Source organism: Novosphingobium terrae (assembly GCF_017163935.1).
GTDB classification, from domain to species: Bacteria; Pseudomonadota; Alphaproteobacteria; order Sphingomonadales; family Sphingomonadaceae; genus Novosphingobium; species Novosphingobium terrae.
Genome location: NZ_JABVZR010000001.1, coordinates 2706340 through 2732642 on the forward strand (window position 1 = coordinate 2706340; position 26303 = coordinate 2732642).

25 protein-coding genes are annotated in these 26303 nt (G+C 64.4%); 4 read left to right on the forward strand and 21 right to left on the reverse strand.

Annotated features, from left to right (window positions below; translation table 11 throughout):
- Positions 1 to 21 precede the first annotated feature (21 nt).
- The 5 genes from HGK27_RS12135 to HGK27_RS12155 form a co-directional block, all read right to left on the reverse strand.
- Positions 22 to 480: a GNAT family N-acetyltransferase gene (locus tag HGK27_RS12135; RefSeq protein ID WP_206240857.1), complete on the reverse strand. Its 459-nt coding sequence runs from the start codon at positions 478 to 480 to the stop codon at positions 22 to 24.
- 24 nt (positions 481 to 504) lie between these two features.
- On the reverse strand, positions 505 to 3150 hold the full coding sequence (locus HGK27_RS12140) for an ATP-binding protein (protein ID WP_241127082.1): 2646 nt from the start codon (positions 3148 to 3150) through the stop codon (positions 505 to 507).
- Complete coding sequence (locus HGK27_RS12145) at positions 3140 to 4636, reverse strand: ATPase domain-containing protein (RefSeq protein WP_206240861.1); 1497 nt, start codon at positions 4634 to 4636, stop codon at positions 3140 to 3142. The genes HGK27_RS12140 and HGK27_RS12145 overlap by 11 nt, the downstream gene beginning before the upstream one ends.
- Before the next feature lie 77 nt (positions 4637 to 4713).
- Positions 4714 to 5424, reverse strand: a complete 711-nt coding sequence (locus HGK27_RS12150; protein WP_206240863.1) for a VC0807 family protein — start codon at positions 5422 to 5424, stop codon at positions 4714 to 4716.
- Positions 5421 to 6866 (reverse strand): 8'-apo-carotenoid 13,14-cleaving dioxygenase, encoded by a 1446-nt coding sequence (locus tag HGK27_RS12155; protein WP_206240865.1) that lies wholly within the window; start codon positions 6864 to 6866, stop codon positions 5421 to 5423. Before HGK27_RS12155 ends, HGK27_RS12150 begins: the two co-directional genes overlap by 4 nt.
- 28 nt (positions 6867 to 6894) lie before the next feature.
- Between HGK27_RS12155 and HGK27_RS12160 the strand changes: the two genes are divergently transcribed.
- Positions 6895 to 7467 (forward strand): TetR/AcrR family transcriptional regulator, encoded by a 573-nt coding sequence (locus HGK27_RS12160; RefSeq protein ID WP_241127084.1) that lies wholly within the window; start codon positions 6895 to 6897, stop codon positions 7465 to 7467.
- Between the two features lie 120 nt (positions 7468 to 7587).
- Here the strand turns inward: HGK27_RS12160 and HGK27_RS12165 are convergent, their stop codons facing one another.
- The gene (locus tag HGK27_RS12165; protein ID WP_206240867.1) at positions 7588 to 8388 is read right to left on the reverse strand and encodes an AraC family transcriptional regulator; all 801 of its coding nucleotides are present in this window, start codon (positions 8386 to 8388) and stop codon (positions 7588 to 7590) included.
- 70 nt (positions 8389 to 8458) lie between these two features.
- Here HGK27_RS12165 and HGK27_RS12170 point away from each other — a divergent pair, with 70 nt between their 5' ends.
- Positions 8459 to 9688, forward strand: coding sequence for an MFS transporter (locus HGK27_RS12170; protein WP_206240868.1), 1230 nt, complete (start codon positions 8459 to 8461; stop codon positions 9686 to 9688).
- Between the two features lie 3 nt (positions 9689 to 9691).
- Here the strand turns inward: HGK27_RS12170 and HGK27_RS12175 are convergent, their stop codons facing one another.
- The 3 genes from HGK27_RS12175 to HGK27_RS12185 form a co-directional block, all read right to left on the reverse strand.
- Positions 9692 to 10114, reverse strand: coding sequence for a MarR family winged helix-turn-helix transcriptional regulator (locus HGK27_RS12175; RefSeq protein ID WP_241127087.1), 423 nt, complete (start codon positions 10112 to 10114; stop codon positions 9692 to 9694).
- A 433-nt stretch (positions 10115 to 10547) separates the two neighbouring features.
- A complete protein-coding gene (locus HGK27_RS12180; RefSeq protein WP_206240870.1) occupies positions 10548 to 11408 on the reverse strand; it encodes a class III extradiol dioxygenase family protein in 861 nt (286 codons plus the stop codon).
- Between the two features lie 3 nt (positions 11409 to 11411).
- On the reverse strand, positions 11412 to 11771 hold the full coding sequence (locus HGK27_RS12185; RefSeq protein ID WP_206240872.1) for a protocatechuate 4,5-dioxygenase subunit alpha: 360 nt from the start codon (positions 11769 to 11771) through the stop codon (positions 11412 to 11414).
- A 122-nt stretch (positions 11772 to 11893) separates the two neighbouring features.
- Here HGK27_RS12185 and HGK27_RS12190 point away from each other — a divergent pair, with 122 nt between their 5' ends.
- Positions 11894 to 12295: a VOC family protein gene (locus HGK27_RS12190; protein ID WP_206240874.1), complete on the forward strand. Its 402-nt coding sequence runs from the start codon at positions 11894 to 11896 to the stop codon at positions 12293 to 12295.
- A 60-nt stretch (positions 12296 to 12355) separates the two neighbouring features.
- Here the strand turns inward: HGK27_RS12190 and HGK27_RS12195 are convergent, their stop codons facing one another.
- From HGK27_RS12195 to HGK27_RS12240, 10 genes are all read right to left on the reverse strand, one after another.
- Entirely contained in the window at positions 12356 to 13642 is a 1287-nt protein-coding gene (locus HGK27_RS12195; RefSeq protein ID WP_206240876.1) for an MFS transporter, read from the reverse strand.
- Positions 13639 to 14325 carry a hypothetical protein gene (locus tag HGK27_RS12200; protein WP_206240877.1) on the reverse strand — a complete coding sequence of 229 codons (687 nt, stop codon included), beginning with the start codon at positions 14323 to 14325 and terminating at the stop codon, positions 13639 to 13641. The genes HGK27_RS12195 and HGK27_RS12200 overlap by 4 nt, the downstream gene beginning before the upstream one ends.
- Before the next feature lie 122 nt (positions 14326 to 14447).
- Complete coding sequence (locus tag HGK27_RS12205; protein ID WP_206240878.1) at positions 14448 to 15386, reverse strand: helix-turn-helix domain-containing protein; 939 nt, start codon at positions 15384 to 15386, stop codon at positions 14448 to 14450.
- 101 nt (positions 15387 to 15487) lie between these two features.
- Positions 15488 to 16315, reverse strand: coding sequence for an N-acyl homoserine lactonase family protein (locus HGK27_RS12210; protein WP_241127089.1), 828 nt, complete (start codon positions 16313 to 16315; stop codon positions 15488 to 15490).
- Between the two features lies 1 nt (position 16316).
- On the reverse strand, positions 16317 to 16688 hold the full coding sequence (locus tag HGK27_RS12215) for a c-type cytochrome (protein ID WP_206240879.1): 372 nt from the start codon (positions 16686 to 16688) through the stop codon (positions 16317 to 16319).
- Between the two features lie 12 nt (positions 16689 to 16700).
- Positions 16701 to 17699, reverse strand: coding sequence for a ThuA domain-containing protein (locus HGK27_RS12220; RefSeq protein ID WP_206240880.1), 999 nt, complete (start codon positions 17697 to 17699; stop codon positions 16701 to 16703).
- Positions 17700 to 17710: 11 nt separating this feature from the next.
- On the reverse strand, positions 17711 to 19672 hold the full coding sequence (locus HGK27_RS12225; RefSeq protein WP_206240881.1) for an outer membrane protein assembly factor BamB family protein: 1962 nt from the start codon (positions 19670 to 19672) through the stop codon (positions 17711 to 17713).
- Positions 19673 to 19700: 28 nt separating this feature from the next.
- Positions 19701 to 20993 (reverse strand): MFS transporter, encoded by a 1293-nt coding sequence (locus HGK27_RS12230; RefSeq protein ID WP_206240883.1) that lies wholly within the window; start codon positions 20991 to 20993, stop codon positions 19701 to 19703.
- 8 nt (positions 20994 to 21001) lie between these two features.
- The gene (locus HGK27_RS12235; RefSeq protein ID WP_206240885.1) at positions 21002 to 21448 is read right to left on the reverse strand and encodes a type II 3-dehydroquinate dehydratase; all 447 of its coding nucleotides are present in this window, start codon (positions 21446 to 21448) and stop codon (positions 21002 to 21004) included.
- A gap of 27 nt (positions 21449 to 21475) precedes the next feature.
- Positions 21476 to 21841 (reverse strand): hypothetical protein, encoded by a 366-nt coding sequence (locus tag HGK27_RS12240; protein ID WP_206240887.1) that lies wholly within the window; start codon positions 21839 to 21841, stop codon positions 21476 to 21478.
- A 215-nt stretch (positions 21842 to 22056) separates the two neighbouring features.
- Here HGK27_RS12240 and HGK27_RS12245 point away from each other — a divergent pair, with 215 nt between their 5' ends.
- Positions 22057 to 24894, forward strand: a complete 2838-nt coding sequence (locus tag HGK27_RS12245) for a TonB-dependent receptor domain-containing protein (RefSeq protein ID WP_206240888.1) — start codon at positions 22057 to 22059, stop codon at positions 24892 to 24894.
- Between the two features lie 185 nt (positions 24895 to 25079).
- On the opposite strand, the gene HGK27_RS12250 is transcribed toward HGK27_RS12245, so the two are convergent.
- Together HGK27_RS12250 and HGK27_RS12255 are read right to left on the reverse strand one after the other, a co-directional pair.
- Positions 25080 to 25325 (reverse strand): hypothetical protein, encoded by a 246-nt coding sequence (locus tag HGK27_RS12250; RefSeq protein ID WP_206240889.1) that lies wholly within the window; start codon positions 25323 to 25325, stop codon positions 25080 to 25082.
- A 188-nt stretch (positions 25326 to 25513) separates the two neighbouring features.
- Complete coding sequence (locus HGK27_RS12255) at positions 25514 to 26263, reverse strand: FadR/GntR family transcriptional regulator (RefSeq protein WP_206240890.1); 750 nt, start codon at positions 26261 to 26263, stop codon at positions 25514 to 25516.
- Positions 26264 to 26303 lie beyond the last annotated feature (40 nt).

The window sequence follows — 26303 nt, forward strand, 5'->3', positions numbered from 1 at the left end:
CAAGGGGGGAAACGGCCCTTGTTACAGCTCCAGATGCAGGAACTGGTTGAAGGCGCTGGCCTCATAGCCACCAAAAGCCGGGCCATTGGCAAAGCCATGGCGCCGATACAGCGTCAGCGCGGCATCGAAGGACGGCCCGCTGCCGGTTTCCAGACTCAGCCGTTTGAGGGAGCGTTCCCGCGCGGTGGCGATGATGGTGGCCAGCACCGCCGCGCCTGCGCCCTGCCTCAGAAAATTAGGATGGGTGCGCATGGATTTGATCTCGGCCTGCTCCGCGCTCAACATTTTCAAAGCGCCGATGCTGGCGATCCTGTCGCCCTGCCATGCGCTCCACACCGTCACCTCGGGCACCTGAAGGCCGGAAAGATCCAGCGCGAAAACCGCCTCGGGCGGAGAATTGGCATGCATGCCCGCAAGATGCAGCGCCAACAGAGCACGGGTCGGCTCGCTCGAAAGGTCGTCCTTGCGAATCTGATACATAGGGCCAGCCTATCAGACAGCGCTTTAATGCGCGATCATCTCGTGGATCTTGCCCGCCAGCGTGTCCAGCGCGAAAGGCTTGGTGATCATATCCATATTGGTGCCCAGAAAACCGGCGCGGATCGCGGCATTCTCGGCATAGCCCGTCACGAAAAGGATCGGCAGATCGGGGCGATGCTCCCGCGCCACCTCGGCCAGTTGGCGCCCGTTCATCCCCGGCAGGCCAACATCGGACACCATCAGATCGAGCGGCTGGCCCGATTTCAGAATGGGGATCGCCTGCGCCGCATCCCCGGCCTCCACCGCGACATAGTGCAGTTCCTCCAGCACCTCGCGCACCAGCAGGCGGACGGAGGGATCGTCCTCCACCACCAGCACGGTCTGCCCCTGCCCCTCGCGCACGATGGCGCCGGGGTCACCGATGATATCGGCATCCGAGTCACTGACCGGCAGATAGAGGCTGACCCTCGTGCCTTGCCCCAGCTCGCTGTGAACCCGCACCTGCCCGCCCGACTGCCTCACAAAACCATAGACCATCGACAGGCCCAGACCCGTGCCCTGCCCGATCGGCTTGGTGGTGAAGAAGGGCTCGAACACCTTGTCCATCACCTCGGGCGCCATGCCCACGCCGGTATCCGACACAGCGATCACCACATAGCGGCCTGCATCGATCTCCGGCCCGGCCCCGGCCTCCAGCTCGGCGGTGCTGACCGAGACCGTCAGCGTGCCGCCTTCGGGCATGGCGTCGCGCGCATTGATTGCCAGATTGAGGATGGCGTTTTCCAACTGGTTGGCGTCCACAATGGCATGGGGGCAGCCCTCGCCCGGCTCGATGCGCAGGGCGATGTTTTCGTTCACCGTGCGGGCCAGCAGGTCGGACAGCGCCTCGGTCAGCGCATTGATGTCCACCGAGCGCGCATCGAGCGACTGCCGCCGGGAAAAGGCCAGCAGCCGCGAGGTGAGCGAGGCCGCGCGATGCGCCGAGGTGGTCGCCGCTTCCATAAAGCGGTCGAGATCCTCCAGCCGCCCGGAGGCAATACGCCGCTTGATCAGGTTCAGCCCACCGATCACACCCGAAAGCATATTATTGAAATCATGCGCGATGCCGCCGGTCAGCTGGCCGACGGCTTCCATCTTCTGCGCCTGACGCAGCGCCGCCTCGGTGCTGGCGCGCGCCGCCATCTCGCTTTCCAGCGCCTGCGTGCGCTCGGTGACCTTCTGCTCCAAAGTCTGGTTGAGGCGCTGCTGGGCCTGCACCAGACGGGCATTGTCGATGGCCGTGGCGGCCTGCGCCGCCAGCCCCAGCGCCAGCCTTTCGGAGCGCTCATCGAAGCGATCGGGCTGCATATGGCCGAAGAACAGCCCGCCGATCACCTCGCCCGAGCGCGCCGTGACCGGCACCGCCAGATAGCTCACCAGCGGCAGATGGCCCTTGGGCATGCCCTGATGCGGGGCATTGCGGCCATAGCGCGGGTCCTTGGTGATATCGCCCGAGCGCAACACGCCCTCACCCGCGAAGGTGGGGCTGAAGACCTGCGTGTTGCGCGGCATGGGAAATTTCTCGAAATCGCTCATCTGCGCGCCCGACAGGCTGTAGAGCAGATAGCGTTCTCCATCGTCATCGACGCGGTTGTAGAAGAAGGCGGCGATTTCCGCTCCGGTCAGCTCGCGCCCGGCATCGACCACCGCCTGCACCAGCGTATCGAGGTCAAGCTCAGCCGCCACCCGCTGCCCGGTGCGGTTGAGAATATCGAGCGCCAGACTTTCCTCGCGCAGCGCCGCCTCGGAGGCCGTCAAAGCCGCATCGGCCCGCTTGCGCTGCGAAATATCGATCACCGTGCCGATAAAGCGCACCGCCTGCCCGCTTTCAAAAACGGTGGCGCCGCGCGCCGCGATCCAGCGCTCCACCCCGTCCTCAAGGCCGATGGTGCGATATTCGATGTCGTACTGCCCATCGCCCGTCGGATCGAGCGCGGCCTGCACGGCGGTGTCCGCAAAGGCGCGGTCATCGGGGTGAAGGCCGCGCAGGAAGGCGCTTTCATAGCTGACCTCAGCCTCGGCAGGCAGACCGAACATCGCCTTGCAGCGCTCATCCCAGCGCAGGCGGTTGGCGACAGGATCGTAATCCCATGTGCCGATGTTGGCCGCCGCCGTGGCCAGGCGCAACCGGCTCTCGCTGCTGGCCAGATCATGGATGCGGTCCCGCATTTCGAACTGCTTGCGCCGCGCCCGCATCGCCGAGGCGATCGCGCTAAGCAGCGAGGCGGCGCCCAGCGGCCGTTCCAGCACCACCGCGTTGGTGATAAAATCGACCAGCCGCATCGGGCTGGCCCCCTCATCCGCCATGCGCCCGGAACGTGGCGCCTTCAGCAGCACAAAGGGCACGTCAGACCATGGCGGCTGCGCCTCGAAAGCCCGGCGCAAGGGCGCAAGGCCGCCGCGCAGGGCTTCCTCGGTCAGCAGGATCGCGCCGATGTCCTCATCGAAAGCGCGGCCCACCGCTTCGATATCGGCGCAAATGCCGACCGCATAGCCTTCGCTTTCCAGCAGCACCGTGACGCTGGCCGCATCGCGCCCGTAAGGCGCGCAGACCAGAATGCGGCGGCCTTCCTGTTGACGGGCCTGTTGCCCGGCGTCCTGTTGTCTGGCGCTCCGCCGTTCATCCGCCACGGGCGCGTTCATCCATCAGCGGCGCCGATCCGCCCAGATATTCCGGCGTTCCCGTCAGCACCCCCCGGAAATGCTCCAGCGGATCGCCCACGCGCAAGCCCTTGGCATCGATGCGGAACTCGCGGATGGCATCCTCATGGCTGCCGCCCCGGTTCTTGAGCACCGAGATCGCCTTGCGGATGCGCCCCTGCGCCTCGAAAAAGCGCAGCAGCAGCACGGCATCGGCCACATAGGAGATGTTGAGACTGGTCGTCATCGTGCCGACCAGCCCGCTCTGCGGACTGACCAGGAAGGTGACCACCCCCTGCTGATTGAGATAGGACAGCAGCTCATGCATCTGCAGCAGCAATTGCTGCTCCTGAGGCATGGCGGCCATATAGCCGTTCAGGCTGTCGATCACGATCATGCGGACGCCGCGCTGCTCGACCTCGTACCGCACGCGGGCGGCAAATTCGCCGGGAGAAATTTCCGCCGGATCGTTTTGCTGGATCGCCAAGCGACCTTCATCGACATGGCTGGCGATATCCAGCCCGAACGCCCTGGCGCGCGCCATCAGCGTGCCGACACGCTCATCGAATTCAAAGATGGTGCAGGGCTCGCCCCGCTCGCAGGCGGCATGGAGATATTGCAGCGCGATGGTGGTCTTGCCCGCCCCCGCCGGGCCGGTGATCAGCGTGCTGGTGCCGCGCAAGGGGCCGCCCGCCAGCAGATCGTCCAGCTCGGCAATCCCGCTGGGCACCGGATCGCCGACAAAGCTGGCGTGGTGGTCCGAGGCGATCAGGCGCGGGAAGATGTCCACCCCGCCCTTGCGGATCACCAGATCGTGGAAACCGGCGGTGAAATCCACCCCGCGCAATTTCTGCACCTGCATCCGCCGCCGCGCCGCGCCGAAATCCAGCGTCAGCCGCTCCAGCGTGATGACGCCATGGCAGAGGCTGTGGAGATGGGCATCGCGCGCATCGGCCGCACCGGTCATGTCATCGACAAGGATCACCGTGCTGTCACGCCCGGCAAAGAACTGCTTGAGCGCCAGCACCTGCCGCCGATAGCGCAGCGGGTCCTGCGCCAGCAGCCGCATTTCCGAAAGGCTGTCGAAGACCACGCGGGCCGGTTTGACCCGCTCGACCTCGTCCTGGATCAGGCGGATCGTCTCGCCCAGCTCCATCTCCCAGGGGTGGAGGATGGATTGTTCGCGACCGTCACCAAAAATACCCTCGGTGGAATCCAGTTCGAAGACATCGAAGCCATCCAGCGCCCAGCCATGGGAGGCGGCCACCACGCGCAATTCCTCACGCGTTTCGGAAAGGGTGATGTAGAGAACCCGCTCACCCCTTGCCACGCCCTCTCGCAGGAATTGCAGGGCCAGCGTGGTCTTGCCCGAACCAGGCGCCCCTTCCAGCAGATAGAGCCGATTGGCGGGAATGCCGCCCCTGAGTACGGTATCGAGGCCGGCGTTGCCGGTGGAAATCATCTTGAGATCGGTCATGCATCCCGCCCGTTGGCGCCCCGGGCGCGCCTGCTGCGCGTGTGAAACGCGGGCACAGGCGGAATGTTCCGCCCGTTTCAGGGGGTCTGGGTGTTTTCCCGCGCGGCGCGAACGGCATTGGCATGGCGCTGGCGATAACGGCGATAGAGCATCGTCCACAGCGCCAGACCGCCCATCGTGCCATAGCCGATCACCGGCCCGACAAGGAGATAAGCCTCAATCGACAGGACGTAGATCAAGCCCACGCTGACCAGGAAATCCGCCAGCAGGCCAAAGCCCCAGACCAGCGTCATCACCATCACCGTATGGCGCACCATGGCATCATTGCGCTTGGCATCGAAATCGGCCAGCGATTCAGCGGATTCGCGGGCCATGGTGGCACGCGCCAAGGGATAGACCAAAGGCTTGCCGATCGCCGCCGAGCCCAGAAAGGCCAGAGCGATCACCAAAGTCACCAGCTTCTCACGCAGTTGCAGGAACTGCGCCGAGCCGCCCCCCGCCATGGCCAGCAGCGAGAGCCCCAGCCCCACCAGAGCCAGCATGGACAGCGCATCGACGCTGCGGCTGCGCCAGAAGGTGACCACGCTCCAGACCAGCGGCGGCAGGCAGGAGGCGAGCAGCGCCGGCACCTGCCCCTGACTACCCTGCAAAGCGTGATAGATACCCAGCGGGGCGAGGATGTTGATGGCCACATCCAGCGCAAAGGCCGGGCCATTGTCACGCAGCCAGTGGGTGATGGTCGAGCGGTTCATGGCGGTCTCCGAAGCGGGCAGGCTGGGGGCGGTCACCGGGCGTCTCCCTCAGCAGTCTGGGCGGCAATCCAGTTGCCATGGAAGCCGGGGGGCACGCGATGCGGCAGGCGGATGCTGGCGACCGGTGCTTCCTCGAAGCAGCGGGCGTTCAGGATCACCAGATCGGTGGTCTGGCTGTTCATATCCACCACGAAGCCGATCAGCCAGCCCTCACCCTCGGGGCTGGTGTCGTGTTCGGGGACGAAGACGAATTCGCCGGGATGGCGGCCCGCACCGAAATCATGCACCTGCCGTGTGCCGCTCGCCAGATCGTGAGCGTAAAGCGCAGTCGCGCCGACAAAGCGATCCGCCGGATCGGAGGGCAGCGCCATGCTCCAGACGTAGCGATAGGGCTGGCCAAAGAAGCGCTCGTCACAGCGGGGGAATTCCTGAGGGGCGGCGTCCAGCGTGGTGATCGCCACGCTGCGGGTTTCGGGATCGACGGTCCAGCGCTCCAGCCCCCGGTTGCGGGCATCGGGGCCTTGGGCGCCCTCACCGAACATCGAGGCATAGGCGCAGACATCGATCACCACGCGGCCATCCGCATCGTCATAGGCATTGGCGACATGAAAGGCGAAGCCCGGCGCAATATCGCACCAGATGATCTCCTCCTGAGAGCCATGGCGCGGCATCAGGCCGATGCGGGCCTGATGATCGGGGTTCCAGCGATAGGGGAAGCTGTGCCCGGCGATCAGTGTCTTCATCGAGAAGGTGACGGGCAGATCCAGCACGATCACAAAGCGCTCGGTGATGGCGCAGTCATGGATCATCGGCCCGTGCTTCACGGAGATGGGTTCCTCGCGCACCACCTGCCCCGCGCGATCGACCACCACATGGCGGATGGTGCCGGGATCGCGGCCTTCGTAGCAGATGGCGTGGTTCTCGCCGGTGCGCGGATCGAGGTGCGGATGGGCTGAAAAGCTGCCCTTCAGCGTGCCGTCAAAGGGATTGTAGCGCTGCGCATCGAGCATCTCGCCCAGTTCGACCGGATAGGACCCCGCCTCGACCAGCGCGAAGCTGCGTTCGCCGATCTTCACGACATTGGTGTTCACATTGTCGAAGATATGGCGCGGGCCGGGTGCGGATTCCTCGCCCAGCGCCTTGGCCACCGCGTTGGAGCGGATCCAGCGGTTGCGATACCACTGCGCCTTGCCATCCGCGATGGCCAGCCCATGCACCATGCCGTCACCGGTGAACCAGTGGTAGGAGGCCGGATCGGCGGCGATCGGATTGGGGCCGATGCGCATGTAGCGCCCGTTCAAACCTTCGGGAATCGTGCCTGTTACCGCCAGATCGGTGAGGGTCACTTCCCCCTCCATCGGCGTGTGGATGCCGGTGAGGAAGGGGTTGCCGCCTTCGGGTTCGGGCAGGCGCTTGCGGTTGAACTCGGCCAGCGCTTCCACGCCTTTGGTGACTGCGGATCGGATCAGGGTTTCCATCTCGGCCTCCAATGTTTACACTGTTATCATGACTCAGAATGGTAACAGCGTCAACATCGATAAAAAGCCCTATCATCATGGAGATCTGCGCGCGACGCTGATTGCAGAGGGCCTCGCCTTGCTGGCCCAGCGCGACGCCGATTCGCTTTCTCTGCGTGAGGTGGCGCGCGCCGCCGGTGTCAGTGCGACTTCGGTCTATCGCCACTTCCCCGACAAGGAAGCGCTGTTCACCGCGCTGGCGCTGGAAGGGCTGACGCAGCTGGGCGTGGCCCAGAAAGCGGCAGCGCAAGCCGCAGGTGGCGGCAAGGAAGCCTTTGCCGCCACAGGCCGGGCCTATGTGCGCTTCGCTCTGGCCAATCCCGCGCTGTTCCGCCTGATCTTCGCCTCCCCCGCGCTGGAAGCGGCCAAGGCAGGCGGCACGCTGGATTCAGAAGCCTTTATGATGCTGCGCGCCAATGCCGCGGCGCAGACCGCCAACCATGGCGGTGAAACCGGCGTGCGCGCGGTGCAGGCCTGGGCGCTGGTGCATGGCCTTGCCATGCTGATGCTCGACGGCCAGATCGAGCCTGACGACAGCCTGATCGACCGCGTGGTGGGTTAAGATCCGCACCGGCCCGCTCCCCCGGCCCGGCCATCCATCGGTGGCATGCTGTGGGGGCTGGGCCGGGGGAGCGGGCGGTGCCGCAAAATCCGGCTCTTCCGCCGGATTTTCAAACAGACTCTAAGGCCGATACCGGCTCGGCGACACCCCTAGCGCCCGCCGGAACATGGTCGAGAAATTGCCCGGCCCCTCATAGCCCAGATCGAGCGCGATGGCGGTCACCGGCTCGCCCGCCGCCAGCCTTGGCAGCGCGGCGGAAAGGCAGGCCTGCTGACGCCATTGCGCGAAACTCATCCCCGTCTCGCGGCGGAACAGGCGGGTGAAGCGGCGCCGATTCATCACCAGAGCATCGGCCCATTCATCGATGGTGGCAGCCGCGCTGGGCCGCTCCAGAAAGGCATGGCAGCGCGCCGCCAGCGCCCCATGCGCCGGAAAGGGCACCGACAGCGGAATCGAGGGCGCACCGGCGATCTCCGCCACCAGCAACTGCATCACCAGCCCGTCGCGCCCCGCCTCGTCATAGAGCGTGGGCAGATCCGCCGCCGTCACCAGCAACTGGCGCAGCAGCGGCGAGACCGACACCACCCGGCAGCCCGTCTCCGGTGAGAGATCGGGATGCGGCGAGAGCAGCACGCTGCGCGTCTGCACCGCACCGACCATCCGCACCGCATGCGGCGTGCCGCCCGGAATCCACACCCCGCGCTCGGGCGGGGCGACCCATGCGCCCTCGGGCGTGCTGACCGTCACCACCCCGCTCACGGCATAGAGGAACTGCCCGCGCCGGTGGCGATGCGGCGCCAGTTCGAAATCGGGCGGATAGTCATGGCCGATCGCCATCACCGCGCGAGGAATCGACTCATCGCGCTGATCATAGAACGGGGGATCGCCGCTCCAACTCCGAAATGTCCTGCTCTCAAACATGAATGACCCATCGCCCAAAGCGGGACAGCGCGAATCGGTCTAGGCCTTGTCGCCAAGAGGAGCAAACACAATGCGTCAAACAGCCACGGCGAGCCCCCCCGGCGCCGTCCCCTCCCCCCAGCCGACAGCCAGCGTGGAAGGCACCGTCTTCAGCGTGATCCTGGCGATCAGCTTCTGCCATCTGCTCAACGACATGATGCAGTCGCTGCTGCCCGCGATCTATCCCGGGCTGAAAAGCGAGCTGAACCTCAGCTTCGGGCAGATCGGCATGATCACGCTGGTCTATCAGATCACCGCCTCGATCCTGCAGCCGCTGGTGGGCCTCTATGCCGACAAGCGCCCCACGCCCATGGCCCTGCCGGGCGGCACGCTGTTCTCGCTGGCGGGTCTGGCGGTGCTGTCGGTGGCGCATGTCTATCCGCTGGTGCTGCTGGGCGCGGCGCTGCTGGGCGTGGGGTCGTCGGTGTTCCATCCCGAAAGCTCACGCGTGGCGCGTATGGCCTCGGGCGGGCGGCATGGGCTGGCGCAGTCGATGTTCCAGGTCGGCGGCAACGCCGGGCAGGCATTGGGTCCGCTGGCTGCTGCGCTGGTGGTGGTGCGCTGGGGCCAGTCAAGCTTGGCGTTCTTCGCGCTGCTGGCGCTGCTCTCGGGCGCGATCCTGTGGAATGTCGCGACATGGTATCGTCATCACGGGCTGGCGCGGCTGAAGATCGGCAGAGGCGCGGGCCATGTGGAGCTGCCGCGCGGTGACGCGGCACGCGGCATCTCGATCCTGCTGGCGCTGATTTTCTCGAAATATGTCTATCTCGCCAGCCTGACGAGCTATTTCACCTTCTATCTGATCCACCGCTTCGGCGTTTCGGTGCAGAATGCCCAGTTCCACCTCTTCGCCTTTCTGGCGGCGGTGGCCGTTGGCACGGTGGTCGGCGGCCCGCTGGGTGACCGCTTCGGGCGCAAATATGTGATCTGGTGCTCGATCCTTGGCGCCCTGCCCTTCACCCTGCTGCTGCCCTATGCCAGCCTGTTCTGGACGGGCCCGCTGACGGTGATCATCGGCCTGATCCTCGCCTCGGCCTTCCCCGCCATTGTGGTCTTCGCTCAGGAGCTGGTGCCGGGCAAGGTGGGGATGATCTCCGGCCTGTTCTTCGGCTTTTCCTTCGGCATGGGCGGGCTTGGCGCCGCCGTGCTGGGCTGGATCGCCGACCGGGAGGGCATCGAGGCGGTCTATCAGATCTGCGCCTTCCTGCCCGCCATCGGCCTGCTTACCGCATTCCTCCCCACTATGGAGAAGAAGCGGTAAGGTTTAATCGAGCAGAGCGTTCAAAGCGGGCAGGAAATGCTCGCGATGCTCTGCCGGGATGCGCGCCATCAGATCGCCTTCGAAACGGGCGGTGGTGGCGCGCACCTCCTCCAGCTTCGCCTCGCCCTCCGGCGTGAGCACAATGGCCTGCGACTTGCGGTCGATCGGCTCGCGCATGATCAGCCCGGCCCCCTCCAGCCGGTTGAGCAGCGGCACCATATTGGCCCGCTGAATATCCAGCAGCCGCCCGATATCGCTGGAGGTCATGTCCGCGCGGCCGCCCACCAGCAGCAGCACCGAAGCGTCCGAAATCTTCAGATCAAGCGCCACCAGACGCCCCGCCAGTTCCGCCATCATCGCATTGGCCGCGCGGCGCAGGGTAAAGCCCGGCAGGGCGCTCATCGGGTGATCGGCGTCTGCGTTCACCGCGGTCTCATTCACATCATCCCCCAACGTCATACTCCATCACGCGCTCTGTAGCGACAGCATCCCTAACGCTATCGAAAATAGCAACTACAGGATTTGCGGGAGAATGCCACGTCTCGGAAGACGGATGAAGGGCGGGAAGAAGGAAAAGGACATGCGAGGGTGTTACACCCTCGCGCTCCCATTTTTGTCTGCGTTGCGCATCGGATTCGGCGGTGGGGCAACATCGCAGCGCCGCAGGCTTGACAATGCGGACGCAGTCCATGGGCATGATGCGATTGCCTGCGGCGCTTCAAGTTACGCAGGTGGAGAGGCTGGGCGCATCAATTCGGTGCCGCTGCCCTTCCGTCAGAAGACGTTATGGGAGTGCAAGGGCCCGGAGCATGTCTCTTGAGACATGCGACCAGCAAGGCCCCCCTCGCATCTTCCTTCTTCACGCCTGCATCGCTGAAACCTCTTCCCCTTCCAGCAACAACGTCGCCGCCGCCGTGTTCGAAATCGGCAGATGGTAGTTGCGGTGGATTTCGCGTGCCCGGGGGCCCAGCGCGCCGCGTGCCGCGATCCAGTTCAAGATTTCCACCCCTTGCGTGCCGGCCTTGCGGACGATCTCATGGATGGAATCGTGAGTCAGCGCATCGGGATCGCTGGCGAGGTGGTCGAGACAGAAGCGGTCATAGCTGGGGTTCATGAAGCCGGAGCGCTCGCCGTCGAGCTGGTGCGACAAGCCGCCGGTGCCAATGATGACGATACGTTCCGCGCCTTGCCAGCTTTGCAGGGCGCGATGCACGCTGCGGCCAAGGGCCAGACAGCGCTTCGCCGAGGGCAAGGGATGCTGCACCGTGTTGAGCGCGAAGGGCACCAGTTTCACCGGCCATGCCTCGGCGCCGGGCCATGCCAGTTCGAAGGGGATCGAGAGGGCGTGGTCAACCTTCATCGACTGGCAGGTGGTGATGTCGAACTCATCGGCGATCAGTTGCTCGATGATATACCATGAGAGGGCGGGGTGGCCGGTGAAGCTCTTGTAGAGCGGCAGGCCCCAGCCTTCGTCATCATTGTGGTATTCCGCCGCCGCGCCCACGGCGAAGGTCGGCATGGCATCGAGGAAGAAGTTGAGGCCGTGGTCATTGTTGAACACCACCGCGACATCGGGTTTGACCTGCGCCAGCCATGCGTGGACCTTGGTGTAGCCATCAAAGAAGGGCTTCCAATAGGGCGTCTGCTGCTCGCCGCGATGGATGGCCTTGCCGATGGCGGGCACATGGCTGGTGAAATAGGCGCCGACGATCTTGGCCATGGCTCAGGCCTCCGCTTGCTTGGGAAGGGCCTGATCGAGCAGGAACTGGCGGAATTGCTCGACGCTCATGCCGGTCTGCATGGCGCCGACATCCTGCACGGTCAGGCCAAAGATGCCCGCCAGCTTGGCGAGGTAATAGATGTTGCCGCCCGCCGCGATCATGCCCGGCACGTCGCGCCGGGCCACGGCTTCGCGCTGCTGCGGGGTCAGGTGGAATTTGGCGCAATAGGCTTCTTCATCGGCGCGGAAGGCGTCGCGGTTGGCCGCCTCGTTGAAGGAAAAGCACATGGCGTTGAGCGCCAGCCCGCGTGAGGCTGCCGCGCCATCGAACAGGGTGGTGCCGGGAATGGTTGTGTCTTGCATGCGATCGAACTCCTCTCTGATCGCAGCGATGAACCATCTGGTACACACCGTCTTTGATCGCTATCAAGGAAGCGCATAAGCGCGGGGCCGGCAGAGTCCCGCCACCTCATGGAGAGCCCCGCATGCATGTCGAGCGTATCGGCCACGTTAACATCCGCACCCCTCTGGTGGAGGAGACACTGGTCTTCTACGAAACCTATCTGGGCTTGCGCCGGGGGGATGCCGTCTCGGCGGTGTGGCGCGCGGACAATGTGTGGCTTTACGATGCTCAGGGCTTTCCGCTGATCCATGTCAACGGCCCGCTGCCGGATGAGATCGCGGCGCCTGAGGGGCTGACCAGCCGGTTGGACCATGTGGCCTTCGATTGTTCGGGGCTGAAGGCCTGCCGCGAAAGGCTGACGGCAGGCGGCATCGCCTTTCGCGAACAGCCCCTGCCCGCGCGGCAGATGCATCAGCTCAACCTGCTCGACCCCAATGGCATCAAGGTGGAACTGACCTTCCGCGACGATGAAGTGGACGCCTGACACGCGAAAAGGCTGCATGGCCGGGAGCCCATGCAGCCTTCCTGCTGACGGGATTTGGTGTCAGTCCCGCACCAGCCGCTCGACCTTGTTGACGACAAAGGCATAGGACAGTGCGCCAAGCGCCGCCATCGCCCCGATATAGGCCAGCCCCGACACGAAAGAGCCGGTGCGCCCCACCGTCAGCCCGATCACGATGGGCGTGACGATCCCGGCCAGATTGGTGCAGAGGTTGAACAGCCCCCCGGTCAGCCCCACCAGCGACTGCGGGGCGATCTCGGAAATCAGCGTCCAGCCCAGATTGGACATGCCCTGCCCGAAAAAGGCGACCGACATCACCGCGATCACCGCCATATCGCTGGGCAACCATATGGCCAGCACGATCATCATCGACATCATCAGACCGGCGATAATGGGCGTCTTGCGCGCCACCGCCAGCGAGACGCCGCCGCGCACCAGCCGGTCCGAAAGCTGCCCGCCCGACAGCACGCCGAGCGAGGCCGCCATAAAGGGCACCATCGCGAAGACGCCGCTTTTCAGCCAGTCCATATGCCGCTCGGTGGTGAGATAGCTGGGGAACCACGTCAGGAAGAACACCAGCGTTGAGTTGGTGGCGAACTGACCGATGGCCGCCCCCAGAATGGAACGCTGGCTGAGCAGCCAGCCCACATCGTCCCAGCGGAAGGGGCGCGGAACTGGGGCTTGGGTGATACCGCCATCCTCGCGGATCAGCGCCAGTTCGGCATCGTTGATGCCTGTGTGATCGGCGGGATCACGGTACAGGCGATGCCACACAAAGCCATAGGCGATGCCCACACTGCCCACGATCCAGAACAGGGATCGCCAGCCCCAGTGCCCCGCCATCCAGAACAGCACGGGGCTGAGAAAGGCGATGCCGAAATACATGCCGACCGAATAGATGCTGTTGGCCCGCGCCCGCTCGCCGCGCGGGAACCATGCGACCAGCACCCGGCTGTTGGCGGGAAAGCAGGGCGCCTCGGCCACGCCCAGCCCCAGCCGCACGCCGATCAGCGCCCAGAGCGAGCGCACCAGCCCCTGACTCACCGTGCAGGCCGACCACACCACCAGCGAGAGCGCATAGGTCAGCCGCGTGCCAAAGCGGTCGAGGAAGACGCCGCCGGGCAATTGCGCCAGCGCATAGCTCCATGAAAAGGCCGAGAAGACCAGCCCCATTTCCGCCGGACTCAGGCCCAGTTCGCGGCTCATGGAGGGGGCCGCGACACCCATCAATGTACGGTCCAGATAGTTGAGCGCCGTGGCAAAGGCCACCAGCGCCAGCATGACATGCCGCTTGTGCGTGGGCCGGGAGGATGGGGCCAGCATGGTCATTGCGCCTCCCGCTTTTCCAGCGTGTAGGCCACGTCATAGGGCTGGAACAGGCCATCGGGGAAACCGGCCTGAGCCAGATGATCCAGCACAGCGGGCCCAGCCTCCCCGGCTTCGGCCAGCCCCATGGTTTCCACCACCACCACCAGATCGAAGGGTTGTTCGCTCATGGGCGGACGAAGCTGGGTTTCGGAGGTTTCGCCGCTGGTGAAATCCGGGCGCGCGGCGGCCAGATGGACGGCGGTGACCTGATCCAGAGCCTCAATGGCTATCAGCGCCGGGGCCAGCGCGGCCTGCGCCTCAGCCTCATTCATTCCCTGGGGCAAGGTCAGCCGCACCGTCGCCACCGCGCCGCCCACGCCGCGCCCGCTGGTGTGCAGCACCTCGCAGGACATGCGCAGGAAGTTGCGGAAATGCGGGGCGATCCACTGAGTCCATTCGGTGGGATGGTTCAGGCTTTGCGTATAATCGGGGCCGGTAAAGCCCTGCAGATTCTGCCCCTCATAGAGGGTGAAATAGATCTGCCGCTCCAACCCCCGGTTCACCCCCCGGCGCGAGCGCAGGAAATTCTGATGATCCAGCCTTTCGGGCATATGCTGGCGCGTATGCCATTGATGATACTGGGCATCCCCCTGCGGCGTGATGTCATGCCACATGATGATGAATGCCTGCCCCTTCAACGCCATCGATGCGCTCCCTTCCCTTGGCCCTTCCCTTTGGCCTTCCACCTCAGGGGTAACATCACGGCCGGGCCGGAGCGCTGTTTCAGCGTGAACAATTCCCTTGTCTGCCAGAATGCAAAAGGCCCTTAATGCGCCCGGTCATGCCCCCGCCACTGGCCCGGCGTCTGGCCGAACTGCGCCTTGAAACGGCGCGAGAAATGGCTGGGATCGCAAAAGCCCGAACGCCAGCCGATCTCCGAAATCGAGAGACCCGCAAAGCGCGGATCGCTCAGCAGATCACGCGCGTGATGCAGCCTGACGGAGAACAGCTCCTGCACATAGGTCGTGCCCTCCTGCGCCAGAATCTTGTGCAGATAGCGCGGAGAAATCGCCACCGTGGCGGCGATCATCGCGGCATCGAGATCATGCTCGAAAAAGCGCTCCTGAATGGCGGTCTGGATGCGGCGGAACAGCTGGCGTGTATGGTTGGAAAGGCGGCTCTCGCTCGCCCCCAGAGTCAGCGCCAGAGCGCCGCCGATCTGCTGGGTGCAGAGCTTGCGCCATGTCGTATCGTCACGCTCGTCGCGCATCGCCTCGCCCAAAGTGGCGACCAGCGCGCCATGCCACGGATCGCCCGCGCGCACCGGGCGGGCCACGGCGGCCTCTGGCGTGGGGAGCCAGCATTTGATCCATTCGATGGGCAGGCGCGCCACCATATGCAGGCTGCCCTGCCGCGCAGTGACGCTGTAGGGCTGGCGGTTGTCGAGCAGCACCATATCGCCCTGCGCCAGATCGATCAGCCGCCCGTAATGCTCCACCTGCCACGCCCCGCCGCGCACCCAGTTGAGGTTGAGATGCGGCTGGCGTTCACGAGAAGCCGCGCGGGAAGAGCGCGTGACGCTATGCGCGCTACCGATGGAAATATCGCTCAGCTGCAACGGGCCCAGATCATGCTGGCGCATACGCGCCTCGATCTTTTCATCGGCGCTGGCGAAATCGAGTTCGAAGATAGCCTCGCAAATGGCATCCCGCCAGTAACCCAGCCGGTTGGCACCATCCTGCGACGTCGTTGACCACGAGCGCATCGCATCCCCCATTGTATAAGACCGGCTCTTGTGGCCGATCCTTGTGACGGCACGATAGAACCGCCCGGGGGGCAATTCAAGACATTATACCATTTCGTACATTACGGCGTGCCGGGAGCAGCTTCATCAACATCGCGCATCTCATGGCCGATCACCATGCGCGCATGCAGGTTCGCCGCGACCTGTTCGATGCGGTCCATCGAGGCCAGCGTCTCGGCCCGGCTGGTGTTGATTTTGGGCACGCCATGGACCTCGCGCTGTTCACGGAAATGCCAGAGGTCGCCGGTCAGGATCACCGGGCCACTCGCAAGCCTCACCAGCAAGGAATGATGGCCCGGCGTATGGCCCGGCGTGGCCAGCATGATCACCTTGCCATCGCCGAACACGTCGCGATCGCCGGTCACTTCATCCACCTTGCCGCCGCCCTGGGTCCAAGGCGCGAACTCCGCGCGATCGAGATTGAAGGCCGCGCCTGTACCTCGCACCACCGCCATATCCTCCGCCCCGATCATCAGCGTGGCCCATGGGAAGCTGGCCGCCTGCCCGCTATGGTCGGAATGGTCATGGCTCAGCCCGACCAGCGTGATCGTGTGCGGATCGATACCGCGATCCTTGAGTTGATCGATCAGCGAGCGCCTCAACTGCGCCTTGCCTCCGCCCACGCTGAGTTTGCCCGCGCCCAGCCGCGAGAGCGGCAGGCCGGTGTCCCACAGGAACCAGCGCGCGCCCTCCCGGATAAGATAGCAACTGACCGCCACCATGCGCGACTGGCCGGAAAAGCGGAAACTGTCGGACAGGAAATCCAGATCGGGCACAAAGACCGTGCCGCAATCGAGCCTTTCCAGCGTGACCGTTGCAGGCTCTGCCGCCGGGGCGGATCCTGCCAGCCCCATCAACAGCGCAGCCGCCAGCCCCCGTCCGACACTCACGCTATTTGTTGCTCACCAGAAAGGCGATCACATCGGCGCGCTGGGCGGCATCGGGCACGGCAATCACCATTTTCGTGCCGGGCACCAGTTTGCCGGGGGCCTGAAGGAAGGCATCCAGTCTGGCGGGCGTCCAGGTGATGTTGGCGCCCTTCAAAGCCGCGGAATATTGCGCATAATCGCTCGAACCCGCCTTGCGACCCACCACGCCGCTCAGATTGGGCGCCATCGGTGTGGGCTTCTGCCCCTTGGCCAGCACATGGCACATCTGGCAGCGCGCCTTGACCAGCGCCGCCCCGGCCTTCGCATCCCCCGCCGCCTGAGCGCCGGACGCCATCGCCCCCAATGCCAGAACCGGCACAACAAACTTCAGCATGCAAAATCCTCTTCAGCGGCAGAAGGGCTCGGCGCCCATCACCGATTTGATGCCGCCCACGATCAGCGACTGGAACTGGCTCGCGCCCGGCTCGCCATCCTTTTCGAAGGCCTTGGCGTCATGGCCCAAGGTGGTGGCAAAGACCTTGCCGCCATCGTAATACTGGCACCACGCCACCGGGTGGAAGCTGCCATGCCCCGGGCTGCGCCCCACCACCGAAGGATAACGCGACAGAGGCGGCAGATTGGCCGGGCGCGGGCCATTGGGCGCGCCGATGGGCAGCGGCTCGGCCCTCACATCCCCGGCGCCCCATGACTTTTCATCGACCGTCGCCAGAAAGCGGACCTTCGTGGGGAACGGCACCAGATTGTACCATTCGTCATGGAAGCGCCAGCGCGCAGGCAGGCCCTTGGTGGCGGCATTCTTGCCATCCACCACCACGACATCGGCAGGGCGCGCCGGGCCATGATCGTAGAAATTGGCGTTGCCCAGTAAGCCCTCATACCACGGCCAGTTGTAGAGCGTGCCGAACGCGTTGTGGATCGCCACAAAGCCACCGCCCGCGCGTATATACTGGCGCAGCGCAGTTTTGCCGGTGTCGTCCAGCGCCTCACGCGAGGTGGAGATGAAGATCACCGCATTGTAGCCGCTGAGATTGGCCATCTGCGACGGGTCTTCGGTGTAATCGATGGCCCAGCCGTTCTCCCCGGCGATGCGCAGCATTTCGCGCTGCACCACATTGTTCTCGGCCAGCGCCGGGTTCAGCCCCGGCGCCAGAGGCGTGCCCAGATTGGCATGACGCGGCCCGGCGGTATGGGTGTAGAGCAGCACGCGATACTGCTTGACCGGCGCGCGCGCCCAATCGTGATAGCACACCGGATCGACGCCCCGGCACACGCCGTAATCGTAGTCGCCCAGATGATCGTTGATCGGCCCGCCCGGATTGCCCGTCTGGGCCGAAGCGGCGGTGGCACAAGCCCCAAGCAGCAGGGCGCTGATGAGTGTCTTCATAAGGCTTCCCCTCACTTCAGGCTGTAGACGATCAGGCTATCGCTGGTGACCGGCGTGCCCAGAAAGCTGCCGCCCGTGGCGACAATCGCGACATATTGCTTGCCCTTCACACTGTAGCTGACAGGCGCGGCATGGGCGGCGGCGGGGAGCTTTTCGCTCCACAATTCCTTGCCGGTTCTGGTGTCGAAGGCGCGGAAACGGGCATCGTCGGTGCCGCCGATAAAGGTAACACCGCCTGCCGTGCTGGTCGGTCCGCCGGCCGAGGGGCGGCCGGTCAACTGCTTGTCGGCGGGCAGACTGTCGGTCACGCCAAGGCGGCTGCGCCACGCCACCTTACCGGTGTTGACGTCCACCGCCACCAGATCGCCCCATGATCCGCTCTGGCAAAGCATGCGGTTCGATGGGTCCCAGAAGCGCCCGTTCAGCTCGCCCTGATTGGCGTAACCGCCGCTGCCGTTGGGAACGATCTCCTGAATCTGCCCCAGCGGCGAGATGTTGATGAGATACAGCCCGCGCACAGGGTCGAAACTACCGCCAAACAGCGCGCCGATCGTGCCGGGCATATAGACCATCGGGCGGTTGAAGGTCGGCGGGTTGTAGGGGCCGCCCAGCGCCATCTTATTGTCATCCACCAGCTTGCGGCAGAAGGCTTCATGTTCCGGCGTGATCTTCGAAAGGCCATCCGATGTCAGCGACATTTGCGCCAGCGGCCCCGGGGCCACCGGGAAAGGCTGGGTGGGAGAGGTCACCTCACCCGGCACATCGCTCTTGGGCACGGGCCTTTCCTCGACGCCGTAAATCGGCTTGCCCGTCACGCGGTCGAGAATGAACAGCATCTGGTTTTTCGAAAGGATGCCCACCGCCGGGATCAGTTTGCCACCCTTCCTCACATCGAAGAGCGTGGGCGGAGTTTCGGCATCATTGTCCCAGATGTCGTGATGCACGATCTGGAAATGCCAGAGGTAACGCCCCGTCGCCGCCTCCACCGCAACGACCGAGGTGCTGTAGAGATTGTTGCCGGGCCTATCGACGCCCACCCGGTCGTCGGCAGGCGCGCCAAAGGGCAGATAGACGATGCCGCGCCTGGCATCGACGCTCATCATGCCCCAGACGTTCACGCCAGAGCGGTTGTTGCCGCTGTCGCCCGCCCATGTGCCGGTGTTGGGCTCGCCCTGATGCGGCACGGAGTGGAAAGTCCAGACCAGCTTTCCGGTCCTCACATCCCAGGCGCGCACATCGCCCACCGCGCCGCCGATGGCCTCACCCACCGCCGCGCCGGTGATGACCAGATTCCCCCAGACCTGCGGCGGCGAGGTCATGGAATAGGGCTTTGTCATCCCCGTAACCATCACCTCGGGCGTCTTGAGGTTGATCGAGCCATTCTCACCAAAGCCCGCGCTGGGCTGGCCATCGGCAAGGTTGAAGGAATAGAGCCGCCCATCGGTGGCACCGAACAACAGCGCGGCGCCCTTGCCGTTTTCACCGGGCCAGTAATCCATGCCGCGCCTCGCAGGCTGCGCGCCCTTGGGCAGATCATGGGCCCAGATTTTCTCGCCGGTGGCAGCGTTCAGCGCCACAAGCTGGTTGTAGGGCGTGGCGACATACATCACCCCATCGATTACCAGCGGCGCGGTTTCCGAAGCGCTGAAGCGTCCATTGCCAAAGAAATTGGGGAAGCGGCGGGGGGCGCCCGCTGGCGCTCCGGCGGGAGGGCCGGCCTGCTCGGCGGCGGCCTGCGCTTTGTCAGCGGCACTGGGTCCGGCGACGGGCGCGGCGGCATTGGGCTTCATATGGAAGACCCACGCCTGCTGCAGATGCGCGACATTGGCGGGGGTGATTTCGCTGGCGGTGGAGAAGCGCGTCGCCGCACCGTCGCCATTGGGGCGCTGCCAGTCCGCATCCGGAGCGGCCATCCCGGCGGTTGCTACCGCCATCAGCATCGCGCTGACACCGCTTCGCAAGATCAGTTTCATCCTCTCGCCCTTCGTTTTGTTTTGAAAATCAGCCCTCTGCGGGCAGGCGATGCACATCGCCGATGATAAACAGGTAAGATGCCACCCCCAGCAGGGCCACGGTGCCAATATAGGCCAGTGCCCCGTGAAAAGACCCGCTGGCCTGCACCACAAAGCCGATCACCATCGGCGTGACGATCCCGGCGATGTTGGTGCAAAGGTTGAACAGCCCGCTGGTGAGACCGATCTCGCCCTCGGGCGCGACGTCGGAAATCAGCGTCCAGCCCAGATTGCAGATGCCCTGCCCGAAGGCCGCCACGGACATCACCGCGATCAGCACATTGTTGTCGCGGATAAAACCCAGCGACAGAATGGTAGAGATCAGCAGCAGCCCCGCCACCACCGGCCCCTTGCGCCCGATGCTGGCCGATCCGGTGCGGCGCACCAGCCAGTCTGACACCAACCCGCCCGACAGCACCCCCGCCGAGGCCGCCACATAGGGCAGCGCCACGTAAAAGCCCGATTTGATGAAGTCGAGATGCCGCTCGGTGGAGAGATAGGTCGGGAACCAGGTGATGAGGAAGACCAGCGCCGAATTGCTGCAGAACTGCCCCAGCGAAGCGCCCAGAATTTGCCGCTTGCCCAGCAGGCGCAGCATCCGGCCCCATGAGAAAGGCGGCGCGGGCTTGGCATTCAGGCCGCCGCCCGCCGCGATATGCGCGAGTTCAGCCTGATTGACCCGGGTGCTATTCAAAGGATCGCGATAAACGCCATACCACGCCAGCCCAAAGGCAATCCCGATGCCGCCCACCAGCAAAAACAGGCTGCGCCAGCCCCAGTTGCCCACGATCCAGAACAGCAGCGGGCTGAGAAACGCCAGCCCGAAATACTGCCCGATGGAATAGACGCCCGTCGCCCGTGCCCGCTCGCCCTGCGGGAACCATGAGGCCAGAATGCGGCTGTTGCAGGGATAGCAGGGCGCCTCGGCCAGACCGAGGCCGAAGCGCAGCCCGATCAGCGTGCCGATGCTGCCCGCAAAGCCATGCAGCAGCGTAAACGCCGACCACAGGGTGAGCGAGCAGGCATAGGTGATCCGCGTGCCCAGCCTGTCGAGCAGCAATCCGCCCGGGATCTGCGCCGCCGCATAGGTCCATGAAAAGGCGGAAAAGATGATGCCCAGCATGGCGGGGGAGAGATGCAGCTCGCCGCTCATCGGCTTGGCCGCCACGCTCATCACGCTGCGGTCGAGGTAGTTGAGCACCGTGGCCGCCGTCACCAGCGCCAGCACCGCCAGACGCGCCCGCGTCGGCCTCTGCCGCAAGGCCTGATCCGACACGGGCATCGGGCCGTTCACCGCCCTGCCCGTGCGCGCATGATATGGCGCACGCCCAGCCCATAGACATCGATGCCAAGCCCGCTGATCATCCCCGTCACGCCCTGCGTGAGGATCGATTTGGAGCGCCACTCGGCCTCGCGGTTGTGGATGTTGGTGATGTGCACCTCCACGATCGGGCAGTCGCACATTTTCAGCGCATCCAGCACCGGATAGCCCGCATAGCAAAAGGCGGCCGGATTGATGACGATGCCCGCCGCGCCCACGCGCGCGTCATGGATGAAATGCACCATCTCATGTTCGGCATCGGTCTGGCGGAAGAGGATTTCGAACCCGGCGGCCTCGGCGATGGCGCGGCATTCCTGCTCGACATCGGCCAGCGTAGCGGTGCCATAAAGTTCGGGCTGACGAACGCCGAGCAGCCCGAGGTTGGGGCCGTTCAGAACGTGGATTACCTTGGTCATTCTGCTTGTGTCCGATCAAATCTGTTATCAGGCCCCTTGATGCGCCGCGAGCCAGGCGATGATCCTGTCGCGATCCTCCTCGGAGGTAATTTGCGCACCAAGGCCGATCATCTTGTCGACGGTGGTCGCCCAGTCGGCGGCGCTTTTATGCTTGGCCCTCACCTGAGCGATGGGGTGGCAGGTGCTGCAGGTGGTTTCGACAAACTGGCCATCGGCATCGCCCGCAGCTGACGCCTGAGGCGAAGCGGCCGGAGCAGGCACCGATGGCTGGGCATGCAGCAGCGCCGAGGAACTCGCCGCCACCATGGCCAGACATGCCGCCCATCTGAGAAATTTCGCGCCCATATCATCCTCTTTCGCGCCGCCATCCGGCTGCGCGGCATCCGGCTTCATGCCTGTTTTGCCGCGATTCCCTGTATCCTGCCTCACCGCATCTTGTCCGGCAAGATGGATTTTCAGAAATCTCGTGATCGCCCTGATCCGCCAGAATACCGTGGCAAACCGGCCACATTTTGAGATTCATCCGCAACAGAGTGGCAATGATGTTGACATTATCCGCTCGAATCGCAATTCTGGTCAGACAAGAACAAATACATATGGAGAGGACAATGCCGGCACGCCGTGCGTTTTGGCTCGCGTCTGCAAGCGCAGCGATTTTCATCACCCCTGCCATCGCCATGGCTCAATCCGCCCCGGCGGATCAGGCAGCGACGGGCGCCCCCACCACACAGGGCGACAAGGACATCATCGTCACCGGTTCCAGCCTGAAGGGCGTGGCCCCGGTCGGCTCGGCGCTGACCACGCTGGGCCATGCCCAGATCGAGAACACCGCCGCGCAATCGGTGCAGCAAATTCTGAAATCCGTGCCCGCCGTCACCGGCCTGCAGGCGCCCAGTCAGGGCAGCTCGGGCTCGGCGGACGGCTCGGGCACCAATGCACCCACGATCCACGGGCTGGGTGCTTCGGCCTCCAACTCCACGCTGGTGTTGATGAACGGTCATCGCCTGCCGACCTCGGGCGTGAACCATGCGCTGGCCGATCCCAACATCATCCCCACCATCGCGCTGGAGCGCGTCGAGGTGCTGGCTGACGGCGCCTCCTCGGTCTATGGTTCGGATGCGGTCGCGGGCGTGATCAACTTCATCACCCGCAAGAATTTCAACGGTTTCGAGGTCGATGCCCAGCATGGCTTCGGCAGCTCCTATCACACCAACAGCGCCGCCGCGATGTGGGGCAAGACGTGGGATACGGGTTCAATTCTGGCGGCCTACAGCTTTTCGCAAAGGTCCAATCTGGCCGCATCGGCGCGGCCCTATTCCAGCAGCCTGAACCTCACGCCCTATGGCGGCACCAACCAGTCCACCAACAAATGCGGCACGCTGACCCCCAGCGCCACGGGCATCACCGGCACCAATTGCTCGCCCACCGCATGGGATCTGCTGCCCAGCGAGGTGCGCCACACCGCCTATCTGCAATTCCGTCAGGATGTGGGCGACAAGCTGCATATCACCGCCGATTTCGACTATGCCTATCGCAAGGATGTGCAGAACATCTCACGCGGCAGCGCCACGGCGACGATCTATGGCCTGGGCTCCACCCCGCCTGCCGGCTCCTCGATCAACCCCTTCTTCACCGGCAGCGGCGCCACATCGGCGGTGGTGAATTTCGACGGCAATGCCCTCTTCGGCAAAGGCGCCACCAGCACCGGCACGGCGGAGGACTTCTACGCCCATCTCGACGCGACCTATGATCTGACCCCTGTGTGGTCGATCAATGTCGGCGGGCTGATCGGGCGGGACCGCTCTCAGCTGATCTCGGCAGGCACGATCAATTCGGGCACGTTCAATCTGGCGGTCAATGGCTACACCTCAGCCTCGATCAACGGCAACAACCAGTCGGTCTCGCAGCTGCTGACCACGGCCAATGCCTTCGATCCCTTCAACGGGCGCACCTCCGCCGCCACGCTGGCCGCACTGACTGACAGCACCACCTTCTACAACACCGTGCAGACCGTGCGGAACGCCTATGCCAAGATCAGCGGCGACCTCTTCAACCTGCCGGGCGGCGCGGTGAAGCTGGCCGTGGGCGGCGAGCTGCTGGGCTATGGCATCGACCAGTCGCACACCGCGCTCAACGGCCTTGGCGGGGCCAGCACCTCCTCGGTCTACATCCCGCTGAAATATGGGCGCAATGTGCAGTCGGCCTATGGCGAGCTGTATCTGCCGCTGGTGAAGGACAGCTTCGTCAAGTCGCTGGCCGTCAATGTCTCGGGCCGCTTCGATCATTACAGCGATTTCGGCACCACCACCAACCCCAAGGTCGGCGCCAATTTCGAGCCGGTGCGCGGCATCAAGTTCCGCGCCAACTGGTCGCGCTCCTTCGTGGCGCCTTCGCTGATGAGCATCGGCGCCAATTCCTCGGGCCAGACGGGCGAGTCGGTGTTCTCCTATCAGGCCGGCACCGGCGTGGCGGGTGGCCTCAGCAATGTGCCGCTCTCGCTCTATCCCAGTGCCTCGGCCATTCCCGGCGCTGTGTGCAATGCCACCACCTGCAATCTCAACAATGTCTTCGGCGCGGAAATTCAGGGCGGCAACGCCAAGCTGAAGCCCCAGACCGGCACCGACTGGAGCGTCGGTTTCGACTTCACACCCGTGCAGGTGCCCGGCCTGCGCATCAGCATGACCTATTGGAGCGACGCGCTGCGCAACGGCATCACCTCGCCCACCAGCGCCTATGCCTTTGGCGCGGCCAGCCTCTCCAATCTGCTGACGCTCTATCCGGGCGGCGCCACTTCGGCACAGATCGCGGCGGCACAGGGCGCCTTGCCCCAGTCAGGCGCCACGCCCAGCGCGGTCTATTACATCTACAACTACACCCAGAACAACGTGCTGAACCTCAATGTGGCAGGCATCGATTTCGAGGCGATGTACCACTTCAACACCGGCATCGGTAACTTCACCCTCGATGGCTCCTTCACCCGCAAGACCAAGTTCGAGCAGTGGTTCGGCACCGACGGCACGCATTTCAGCGTGCTGGGCACGGCAGGCTTCAACACCACCTTCCCCTCGCTCAAGACCGAAGGCCGGGCCAACATCGGCTATGACAAGGGCGCCTTCAACGCCGTGCTGGGCGTCAATTACGAGGGCCCCTACATGTGGTGGGGATCGGGCGTGATGAACCCCATCGTGCGCAATGCTGCAGGCGTGCCCATCGGCGGCGGCGATCATGTATCCGCCTTCACCACCGTCGATCTGCATGTGTCCTACACGCTGAAGGACTTCGGGGCGCTGAAAAAGGCCAATGTCTATGTCGATGCCACCAACCTCTTCGACAAGAACCCGCCCTTCGTGAACCAGGCCGCCAACAATGGCGCCGTGGGCTACGATTCGAACAGCGCCAACCCGCTGGGACGCGTGGTGTCGATCGGTATCCGCTCGAACTTCTGAGTTTGGTTCGGTTCCTCCCTGCCCGCCTGCATCCTTGTGATGTGGGCGGGATTTTTTGTTCGGGAGTTCAGGATGGAAGATCGATGCGAGGGGGTTACCCCCTCGCGCTCCCATGACGTCTTCCGGCGCATGGGCAGTGGTGCCGCATCGTGGCGCCTTACCTCTTTGCCTGCGTCATGTGCGGGTCAGCGGACATATGCGAAGATCAGCATGATGATGCCGATGAAGGTCAGCAAAACCCCTCTCAGCCTCCATGCGGAGGTAGGATAAGTCTGGATGGAGCGGCCTTCCTCGAAATAGGCCTCGGACTCTCCTGCCGCGAGCTGCGCCTTTCGCAGAACCGCAGCCAGACGCTGCTTCCGGGAGAACGCCAGCATGGCCAAACCGGAAAGAGAGATCACTCCCCCTATCAACAATGCTTGAGACTCCATGCCACCCTCCACTGGTCCAAGCCGGGCATATCACAAACAACAAGCGCCGCAGGCTTTAAAACCACCAACACAACACCACCGTTTTATACCATCGGCGCTGCAAATTTACTCTATGGCCGAACCCGAAGCGCAACGTAGACATGAATGGGAGCGCGAGGGTGTAACACCCTCGCATGCCCTCTTTCCTTCTACCGTTCCCCCCCGTCGAACAGATCCTCGGTATCCTCCCGAGCATGCTCGATCAGGTTCAGAACGATCGACCGCGCCGCCTCGCTGCGCCGCGCCGCGATGGCACGGAACAAGGCATCATGATCCGGCTTGGGATCGCGGCGCACATGGCGGTCGCGCTTGAACTCGGCGATGTAGCTCACCGAGGCGCCGATCAGCGAGGCAAGCTGCGAGAGGATTTCATTGTCCGCCGCATCGAGCAGGATCTGGTGGAACAGCTCATCAGCCGCCTGCCCCTCGGGACTGTCATGCTGATGGCGCCCCATCACATCCAGAGCATCGGCCATCTGCTCCAGATGAGCCTGCGTTCGGCGCTGGGCCGCCAGAGCCGCAGCGGCAGGCTCGACAATCATGCGCACATCGAACAGGGCGGTGAGGAAGGTGTCCGTGGGCGCATTCTTCAGCACCCAGCCCAGCACATCGGGGTCCAGCAGGTTCCACTGGCGGCGGGGCAGCACGCGGGTGCCGGATTTGGGCCGGATCTCGACCAGATTCTTCGCCGCCAGCATGCGGATCGCCTCGCGATAGGCGGGGCGCGAGATCTTGAGCGACTGGATCGCGGTCAGCTCACTGGGCAGCATCTCGCCGGGAGCATAGCGGCCCTGCACAATGGCGATGCCCAGATCGCGCGCCACGGTGGTGTGCAGCAGATCCGCGTTCTGGGTCGCATCCAGCCTGCGGCGTTCCTGTCCGTCATATGCCTCATCCATGCCGGGCATGTTCACCACTTATCCGGCCTTGGCAAGCGAC

What these genes read in the sequence shown, in the direction of transcription:
- HGK27_RS12135 (WP_206240857.1), bottom strand. Translation starts at nt 480, where the DNA reads ATGTATCAGATTCGCAAGGACGACCTTTCGAGCGAGCCGACCCGTGCT.
- HGK27_RS12145 (WP_206240861.1), bottom strand. Translation starts at nt 4,636, where the DNA reads ATGACCGATCTCAAGATGATTTCCACCGGCAACGCCGGCCTCGATACC.
- HGK27_RS12155 (WP_206240865.1), bottom strand. Translation starts at nt 6,866, where the DNA reads ATGGAAACCCTGATCCGATCCGCAGTCACCAAAGGCGTGGAAGCGCTG.
- HGK27_RS12160 (WP_241127084.1), top strand. Translation starts at nt 6,895, where the DNA reads ATGACTCAGAATGGTAACAGCGTCAACATCGATAAAAAGCCCTATCAT.
- HGK27_RS12165 (WP_206240867.1), bottom strand. Translation starts at nt 8,388, where the DNA reads ATGTTTGAGAGCAGGACATTTCGGAGTTGGAGCGGCGATCCCCCGTTC.
- HGK27_RS12170 (WP_206240868.1), top strand. Translation starts at nt 8,459, where the DNA reads ATGCGTCAAACAGCCACGGCGAGCCCCCCCGGCGCCGTCCCCTCCCCC.
- HGK27_RS12180 (WP_206240870.1), bottom strand. Translation starts at nt 11,408, where the DNA reads ATGGCCAAGATCGTCGGCGCCTATTTCACCAGCCATGTGCCCGCCATC.
- HGK27_RS12185 (WP_206240872.1), bottom strand. Translation starts at nt 11,771, where the DNA reads ATGCAAGACACAACCATTCCCGGCACCACCCTGTTCGATGGCGCGGCA.
- HGK27_RS12190 (WP_206240874.1), top strand. Translation starts at nt 11,894, where the DNA reads ATGCATGTCGAGCGTATCGGCCACGTTAACATCCGCACCCCTCTGGTG.
- HGK27_RS12195 (WP_206240876.1), bottom strand. Translation starts at nt 13,642, where the DNA reads ATGACCATGCTGGCCCCATCCTCCCGGCCCACGCACAAGCGGCATGTC.
- HGK27_RS12200 (WP_206240877.1), bottom strand. Translation starts at nt 14,325, where the DNA reads ATGGCGTTGAAGGGGCAGGCATTCATCATCATGTGGCATGACATCACG.
- HGK27_RS12205 (WP_206240878.1), bottom strand. Translation starts at nt 15,386, where the DNA reads ATGCGCTCGTGGTCAACGACGTCGCAGGATGGTGCCAACCGGCTGGGT.
- HGK27_RS12215 (WP_206240879.1), bottom strand. Translation starts at nt 16,688, where the DNA reads ATGCTGAAGTTTGTTGTGCCGGTTCTGGCATTGGGGGCGATGGCGTCC.
- HGK27_RS12220 (WP_206240880.1), bottom strand. Translation starts at nt 17,699, where the DNA reads ATGAAGACACTCATCAGCGCCCTGCTGCTTGGGGCTTGTGCCACCGCC.
- HGK27_RS12225 (WP_206240881.1), bottom strand. Translation starts at nt 19,672, where the DNA reads ATGAAACTGATCTTGCGAAGCGGTGTCAGCGCGATGCTGATGGCGGTA.
- HGK27_RS12230 (WP_206240883.1), bottom strand. Translation starts at nt 20,993, where the DNA reads ATGCCCGTGTCGGATCAGGCCTTGCGGCAGAGGCCGACGCGGGCGCGT.
- HGK27_RS12235 (WP_206240885.1), bottom strand. Translation starts at nt 21,448, where the DNA reads ATGACCAAGGTAATCCACGTTCTGAACGGCCCCAACCTCGGGCTGCTC.
- HGK27_RS12240 (WP_206240887.1), bottom strand. Translation starts at nt 21,841, where the DNA reads ATGAAGCCGGATGCCGCGCAGCCGGATGGCGGCGCGAAAGAGGATGAT.
- HGK27_RS12245 (WP_206240888.1), top strand. Translation starts at nt 22,057, where the DNA reads ATGCCGGCACGCCGTGCGTTTTGGCTCGCGTCTGCAAGCGCAGCGATT.
- HGK27_RS12250 (WP_206240889.1), bottom strand. Translation starts at nt 25,325, where the DNA reads ATGGAGTCTCAAGCATTGTTGATAGGGGGAGTGATCTCTCTTTCCGGT.
- HGK27_RS12255 (WP_206240890.1), bottom strand. Translation starts at nt 26,263, where the DNA reads ATGGATGAGGCATATGACGGACAGGAACGCCGCAGGCTGGATGCGACC.